Source organism: Streptomyces sp. NPDC005141 (assembly GCF_053599975.1).
Genome location: NZ_JBSFYW010000131.1, coordinates 1 through 6,352 on the forward strand (window position 1 = coordinate 1; position 6,352 = coordinate 6,352).

A 6,352-nucleotide genomic window follows, 5' to 3' on the forward strand; every position below is an offset into this window, starting at 1 on the left:
CCCGCGCCCGACCCTGGATCTGGGGCCGACCCGCCCCGCCCACCCGCCAACTACGACGCCGATATGTGTACATCCAAAGAGGAATCCAGCACTAGCCCGGCCGCACCCATCACCCGACAGCCCACACCCTGCGGGATACGAGGAACACGGTCGCGGGACCGGCATCATCGCCGCCCTCTCCATGCGGCACGGCGTATCCCATCACCTCCACAGAATCACCCGATGGGCGGACCTCCACGTGGCATCCAGCTGGTCAAGCCCCATAGAATTTGGGCATCCGCCCAGGACTGCTCCGAGATCACTGCCGCCTCTCCTGGCTGTGCGCCTCGTGGCTCGGCATGCACCAAGCCCGTCATCGCGGCAGGGCCTGCACGCTCAGCTCGCGTCCTTCTCGATGGCCTCGAAGATGTCGGCGTCTGTCTCCTGCTGCCAGGCGGGAGGGTCGGACCAATCGGCGCAGCCGCGAACCTGCCCCCGATGTGGCCCGTACGACGTCGCCATCCCGGCCGCCGCTCGACTGCGCCCGCCCCGCCTCCCTACCGTCCCCCTTCAACCGGCCTGGGAAAAGCGGCTCCAGAGGGGATGCCAGGGTCGGCTTCCGTTCTCGCGCAAGAGATGCCGCAAGAGATGTCTCAGGAGAAGCCGCAAGAGATCACCAGGGGATGTCGTATCCCTCTTGATCGAGGCACGCGGCGCTGAGCGTGTGGCCGGTCCGCAGGGCGCCGGCTACTGCTGGAGTACGAGGCCGGTCGACCGGGCGCCGGTCGAGTTGCTACTGCCACCCCGCCGCGGTTGCCTGGAGTCCATTTGCTTCGGCCTACCACGGAAAGGCGCTCCCAGAGCACGTGCGCTGGGGACGCCTTGGTTGTTCTATCTCCTGGCGAGGCGGAGCTGGTTGACGCACCGCAGATCCTGCCGGTACTTCACCGAACCCTGCTGGTACCAGAACCGGCATTGCGACGTGTCACCCGACACCGGACCGGTCACTCTGAACCGGGCCATGTGATATTTTTCGGCCGGTTTGTTGTCTTTCACGGTGAAAGTGCTCGACCGCTCCGGCAGGCCGGTGATGCCATCGCTCGGCGACTTCACCAGGCGCACGCCGATCCCGTATCCGCCGGTGTCGTAGACGCTCACCACTTTGTAGCCGATCAACTTCAAGCCTTTTGGCAGACTCACGAACTGGGCCTTGAGGACCGTCACGGGCTCACCGCTGATGTTGGTCGCTTGGGGCAGGTTGAGCCAGTACTCCTTGCCGATCCGCAGCTGGTCGTACTCAAGGTCGGCCTGCTTGAGCATGCCTTCATCGAGCGCGTGGCCCTCCCATGCACCCGTGCCATCTGGTCTCTGCGGGACCAGCCAGGCCGCAAGGGCCGCCGCCACGATCAGGAACGTGGTTCCAACGATCAGCCAGCCGCGCCTACTTGTAGTAGAAGACACCGGCATGGCCACTGCTGATCGACCCAATCTGCCCCAGCTCCAGTGCTTGTCGGGATGGCTGTCCAGGGGTCTGAACTGCTGGAACACTCAGATTTGATCACATGTGAAGAACCTGTGTGGGGCCCTGCTCGAGTGCGGCGTCGAACTGGGGCCCCGATCCGTCGGTGCGGCGCGCCATGAAGCGAGCCGGGATGGTGAGGAAGCGACCAGTCGCGTGGCCCGGTGCGGTGAGATCGGTAGGCCCGGATGTTCAGGAGTCGCGTATTCACCATAGGCGTCGGTCGATCGTCACCCTGTGTCAGTGCTCTGCGGCATGATGGCCGCCGTGAACACCGAGATACTGATAGAGGTCTGGCAGCGGCTTCTCGCCGACCCGCACAAGTCGTGGGTGCTGTTTGAGCATGGCACTTGTGTCGTGTTGACCGCTCCGGATGGAGAGCTGGCTGAACAGGCCACCGAGATCCTGAAGGAGTTCGGCCCGGCGCATGCCGGATCTTCGGCAGGGGACTTTGGGGTGATCGATCTCAAGGATGCCGAGGGATGGGTCGTCACCGGGCACCACAACGACGTCCTTACCTATGTCGGCCCTGATGAGCCTCACGATCGGTCGGAGATTGCCGTCGGGCTGTTCGGACGTTCCAAGCGCCATCGGGACGGCACCGAACTTCTCGTCGTCCACGTTGAGGACAAGCGAGGCTCAGCGGACCCAGCGTGAGTATCTCGCTTCACCGTATGTGGTCGCCGGGGGCGTATCGGCTCCAAGTTCCGCCAGCCTCGGTGACCAGGCGGGCGGCGGTCTTGTCGTGGTAGCTGAGGGCCTTCGCGATGACGGCGGCTGGGGCCTGGAGGACGAACTGGCGGATCGCGGAAGTCCTGCCGCGCTGCGGAGGGACGGCGATCTCGCGTAGGTGGGTCTGGACACGCCTTGGAAAAGAGTTGCGGGCCGCTGTCGATCCGGCCACGTCCCGTTCGACGTCATGATGTGCGGCGCCTCGCCACACGATGACGCGACAGGACCTGACGAGGAAACACGTGGATCAACTGCTGAGAGTCATGAACTTCAACGTCTCGAGTGACGGAATCGGTGCCGGTGAGCACCAGAGTCTCGATCGGCCGTTCGGCCACGACCATCCCGAGAGGCTGTTCGCCTGGGCAGGAGCCACGGCGAGCTGGCCCATGCGCACGGATCCCGGGGGAGGCCGGGGCCTCGACGACTACTTCACGCGGGACTTCGCACGCAACATCGGTGCCGAGATCATGGGCCGCAACAAGTTCGGGCCCCAACGAGGGCCCTGGCACGACCATGAGTGGCGCGGCTGGTGGGGTGACGAGCCCCCGTTCCGCACGCCGGTGTTCGTCATGACCCACCACGAGCGTCCTTCGTTCACGCTCTCCGACACCACGTTCCACTTCGTCGACGCAGACCCGGCCACGGTCCTCGAACAAGCACGGGACGCAGCGCAGGGCAAGGACGTCCGACTCGGCGGCGGGGCCACCACCATCCGGCAGTTCCTCGACGCCGACCTCGTCGACACCATGCATGTGGCGGTCGCGCCGGTAGAGCTCGGGTCCGGACTGCGACTCTGGGAGTCCCCCGATGAACTGCTCGACCGGTTCCATATGGAGGTCGTGCCCAGCCCGAGTGGTGTGACGCACCACCTGTTCTGGCGAAGGTGACGCGAGGGCCCACTCGGAGCTGATCGTGCGCTTGGGCACCACGAACTGCAGCCCGTCCACCAGGCCACCAAGCCCTCGCCCCAGTGTGCGACGATCTGCACCCGGGCCTGGGCGTTGATCAGCGCGGCGTTCGCGGCGGCGATCGTGTCGGCCCGAAGGTAGTACTGGTCGACGTGCGCCAGCCGAGCCGTCTGAGGCTGAGCATGTGGTTGCCGCTGAGCGTTGTAGCTGGCCGGACCCGCGCAGGAGGCGTCCCTATGACGTCTACGGATCCGGCTGAGCCAGAGTCTCGACCGGGCCGCGTACGCACGCGCGGAAAAAGGAGATGCTGGCTCCTGGCCTGCGCAGGCAGGATCTCTCCATGTCGACCGACGTCAACGGAATGATCGAATGCCGGCCGGGGGCCCGCCTATGGGGACCCGACGGCGAGGACTCCGTATGGGAGGTCGGCATCGATCTCTTCCTCCTCAACAGGGGCAACGCCTACGACGGCATGGCCTGCCTCTTCGGAATCCGAAACTCCTTCGGCTTCCGTCCCCTGGCGGAAGACCGTGACTTCCCGGACGACGCCTCGGATGGGCTGCGAGGTGAGTTCGCCGGCTACGGCGGCGCCCACGATGTGCACGGGACCACCTGGCTGACCTGGGCCGAGCTGGACACCACGGACTGGCAGGAGACCGACGCCTCAGGCACACGAACCCGTGCCTCAGCCGCAGGGATCGATACCGACTGGGGCCGGGTCTGGAGCGTCATGCGCATCCTCAGCGAAGTCCACGGAGCCGAGAACGTACGCCTCGTCGTCTGGTTCCACTGATCCATGGATGAGCGCCGTGGTTGGCCAGACAGGCCAACCACGGCGCTAAGTCACAACTCGGAAGCATGTTCGATGACCTGCCGTCTGACCTGGCGCGACTGCTCACCCTGAGGGTGTGGCACGCCATGTGGCTGCAGCGCATCGACGTCAAGATTGCCGCTCTTTAGGAGCGGGAGGCCGAACAGGCTCAGGACCACAAAAACCGGCCGACGGGGCGGACTGGGTCGTCGAGCTCGGCATCGGCAACGGCCGTCCGCCCATCGAGGTGCATGCGGGCGGCTGCTACGCCGGGCAAACGGCGGCGTCCCGTCCCGCGCGAGGAAGCACGTCGGCTACTCACTGCGGGTGTACGTGCCTGCGGTCACTGCCAGCCGGACACCGCGCTGGAGGTCCTCGACTTATCCGCCAGGGGGCCCTTTCCGCCGCGATGCACTGACCGCCAGCCTCCACCTTCTGCGTCCGCGGTGATTCATTCGCAAATCACTACGACCAGGATGCTCCGATGACCAGTGCTCCCCCACCGCCGATCAGCGAACCGGACCCCTCCACCTTCACCTGCTCCGCCAGCCTGGTCGGCCCCTGCTCCGGCTGGTTGCCCGGGCGGGTGCCGTCCTCGGGGCGGAAGTCGGGGGGCGGTGCGGCCGACGAGCGGCTGCTCGCTGCCGAGGTTGTAGTGATTGAACAATCCCAACGTCTTTCGGTACACGTGAGTCACCGCGTCGGGGTGCTGATCAGGTCGAAGACCAGCTGGCGCGTCCCACGGAGGAAGCGGGATTTGGGTGGCCGCTCCCGTCCGCGGAGTAGGCAGTGCGCGCCATCTGCGCGGTCTGGGCCCGCGGGCTCAGGCGAGGGCGGCGACCAGCAGGGTGAAGGCGGCGATGATGACGGCGACGCGGACGTAGTGGAAGCGGTCCCAGCGGTTCATCTGCTTCTTCCAGTCGGCGGGGAGGCCGTCGGCGGTCCACGTCTTGACCCGGTTGTTGATCGGGACGAGCAGCAGGATCGACATGACCACACTGAGGATCAGGAGCGCGGCAGCGGTGGCGACGAGGCCGGCGCCGTGGTGGCGCCATCCGGTGACGGCCCAGACTGCGGCGAGGACGAGCGAGCCGATGTACCAGAACGGCATCACGGCGCCGAGCAGCCGGGCCCCGTGGGTGCGGCCGCGCAGGCCGTTGTCCCCGGGAAGGCCGTCGAGGATCGGGTTGACGAAGAAGGCGACGGAGAACTCCACCCCCACCATCACGCCGACGACCACGGTGGTGAAGACCTCAAGTGCATGGAGCATGATGACCTCTCCTGGGACCTAGCGTCGCTAGATGACAAGGCAACGCTAGTACTACTGCCGCTCGATTGTCTAGCGATGCTAGGATCAATTCATGTCGGTACAGGAACGCAAGGAGCGAGAACGGGCAGGCCGCGAACGCCTCATCTTGGCGACGGCCCGCGAACTCGCCGAGCAACAGGGCTGGGACGCGGTCACCACCCGCCGGCTCGCCGAGCGCATCGAGTACAGCCAACCCGTCCTCTACAGCCACTTTCGCGGCAAGCGCGAGATCATCGGCGCCGTCGCCCTCGAGGGCGCCACCGAGATGGCCGCGGCGCTGCGGGCCGCGGCCTCCGCCGCGGACGGCCCACGCGCCCGGGTCACCGCCCTCGCCCGCGCCTACCTCGACTTCGCCGAACGCAACCCGGCAGTCTACGAGGCCATGTTCCAGCTCGACGGCGGCCTGGCGTTCGCGAAGGAGGACACCCCGGAGCCCTTGAAGGACGCCTTCGCCGCCCTGCTCGAGAGCCTCGGCGAGGTCGCTGGCGATGGCGTCCACCCGGCGCTGTTCACCGAGGTGTCCTGGGCGGCCCTGCACGGGCTGGCGACCCTGACCCGGGCGGGACGGCTGCCGCCGGGGGACGCCGAGCGGAGGGTGGAACTGCTGGTGGACCGGCTCGCCATGGCCTGACGCACCGTCCGGACAGGCAGGCGGGCAGCCGGGGTCTTCCGGCCCGGCTCCGCCGCGGCGGAGCCGGGGATCGCCGGGGCCCCGCGCGCCTGACGGGGCGCCCACCTCGGAAGCTGCGGCCGGATGACGACACACGCCCCTTGACGGCTGGGTACACCTGACGAGTGAGACGCGCTGAGCAGCACGTCTCAGCATCACTGCCCAAGTGGTGCAGCTATGCCGTCGCCGCCGACAATGTGAAGTGATCCCTGAGATCCCACAAGAAGGCCTCGGGGCTTGTCGCGGAGGTCTCCCATGCCCCGAACCGTCTGGGCCGGCGCCATCTCCTTCGGCCTGGTCACGGTCCCGATCCACGTGGTCAACGCCAAGGAGGACCACTCCATCCACTTCCACCAGGTCCACCTGGAGGACATGGGCCGGGTACGGAACCGCAAGATCTGCGAGATCGAGGACCGCGAGGTAG

The 6,352-nt window shown here is 66.8% G+C and carries 8 protein-coding genes and 2 pseudogenes; 6 read left to right on the plus strand and 4 right to left on the minus strand.

What is annotated here, in order from left to right:
• Window positions 1-870: 870 nt before the first annotated feature.
• Window positions 871-1,527: a hypothetical protein gene (locus tag ACWD68_RS41335; protein ID WP_451811626.1), complete on the minus strand. Its 657-nt coding sequence runs from the start codon at window positions 1,525-1,527 to the stop codon at window positions 871-873.
• 226 nt (window positions 1,528-1,753) lie between these two features.
• Here ACWD68_RS41335 and ACWD68_RS41340 point away from each other — a divergent pair, with 226 nt between their 5' ends.
• Window positions 1,754-2,155, plus strand: a complete 402-nt coding sequence (locus tag ACWD68_RS41340) for a hypothetical protein (RefSeq protein ID WP_451811632.1) — start codon at window positions 1,754-1,756, stop codon at window positions 2,153-2,155.
• 10 nt (window positions 2,156-2,165) lie between these two features.
• Here ACWD68_RS41340 and ACWD68_RS41345 read toward each other — a convergent pair whose 3' ends face one another.
• Entirely contained in the window at window positions 2,166-2,402 is a 237-nt protein-coding gene (locus ACWD68_RS41345; protein WP_451811627.1) for a hypothetical protein, read from the minus strand.
• 70 nt (window positions 2,403-2,472) lie between these two features.
• On the opposite strand from ACWD68_RS41345, the gene ACWD68_RS41350 reads away from it, so the two are divergent.
• Complete coding sequence (locus ACWD68_RS41350; protein ID WP_451811628.1) at window positions 2,473-3,117, plus strand: dihydrofolate reductase family protein; 645 nt, start codon at window positions 2,473-2,475, stop codon at window positions 3,115-3,117.
• Here the strand turns inward: ACWD68_RS41350 and ACWD68_RS41355 are convergent.
• Window positions 3,103-3,305: pseudogene (locus tag ACWD68_RS41355) on the minus strand (Tn3 family transposase); the annotation flags it as partial. The gene ACWD68_RS41350 and the pseudogene ACWD68_RS41355 sit on opposite strands and share 15 nt — an antisense overlap.
• A gap of 173 nt (window positions 3,306-3,478) precedes the next feature.
• On the opposite strand from ACWD68_RS41355, the gene ACWD68_RS41360 reads away from it, so the two are divergent.
• Window positions 3,479-3,931 (plus strand): hypothetical protein, encoded by a 453-nt coding sequence (locus ACWD68_RS41360; protein WP_451811629.1) that lies wholly within the window; start codon window positions 3,479-3,481, stop codon window positions 3,929-3,931.
• 260 nt (window positions 3,932-4,191) lie between these two features.
• Window positions 4,192-4,437: pseudogene (locus tag ACWD68_RS41365) on the plus strand (DUF6233 domain-containing protein); the annotation flags it as partial.
• A gap of 335 nt (window positions 4,438-4,772) precedes the next feature.
• Here ACWD68_RS41365 and ACWD68_RS41370 read toward each other — a convergent pair.
• Entirely contained in the window at window positions 4,773-5,219 is a 447-nt protein-coding gene (locus ACWD68_RS41370; protein WP_451811630.1) for an anthrone oxygenase family protein, read from the minus strand.
• A gap of 91 nt (window positions 5,220-5,310) precedes the next feature.
• On the opposite strand from ACWD68_RS41370, the gene ACWD68_RS41375 reads away from it, so the two are divergent.
• Both ACWD68_RS41375 and ACWD68_RS41380 read left to right on the plus strand, forming a co-directional pair.
• Window positions 5,311-5,889, plus strand: a complete 579-nt coding sequence (locus ACWD68_RS41375) for a TetR/AcrR family transcriptional regulator (protein ID WP_451811631.1) — start codon at window positions 5,311-5,313, stop codon at window positions 5,887-5,889.
• Window positions 5,890-6,183: 294 nt separating this feature from the next.
• The coding region (locus ACWD68_RS41380) for a Ku protein (RefSeq protein WP_451811633.1) at window positions 6,184-6,352 on the plus strand (169 nt) is incomplete at its 3' end.

What these genes read in the sequence shown, in the direction of transcription:
- ACWD68_RS41340 (WP_451811632.1), top strand. Translation starts at nt 1,754, where the DNA reads ATGATGGCCGCCGTGAACACCGAGATACTGATAGAGGTCTGGCAGCGG.
- ACWD68_RS41360 (WP_451811629.1), top strand. Translation starts at nt 3,479, where the DNA reads ATGTCGACCGACGTCAACGGAATGATCGAATGCCGGCCGGGGGCCCGC.
- ACWD68_RS41370 (WP_451811630.1), bottom strand. Translation starts at nt 5,219, where the DNA reads ATGCTCCATGCACTTGAGGTCTTCACCACCGTGGTCGTCGGCGTGATG.
- ACWD68_RS41375 (WP_451811631.1), top strand. Translation starts at nt 5,311, where the DNA reads ATGTCGGTACAGGAACGCAAGGAGCGAGAACGGGCAGGCCGCGAACGC.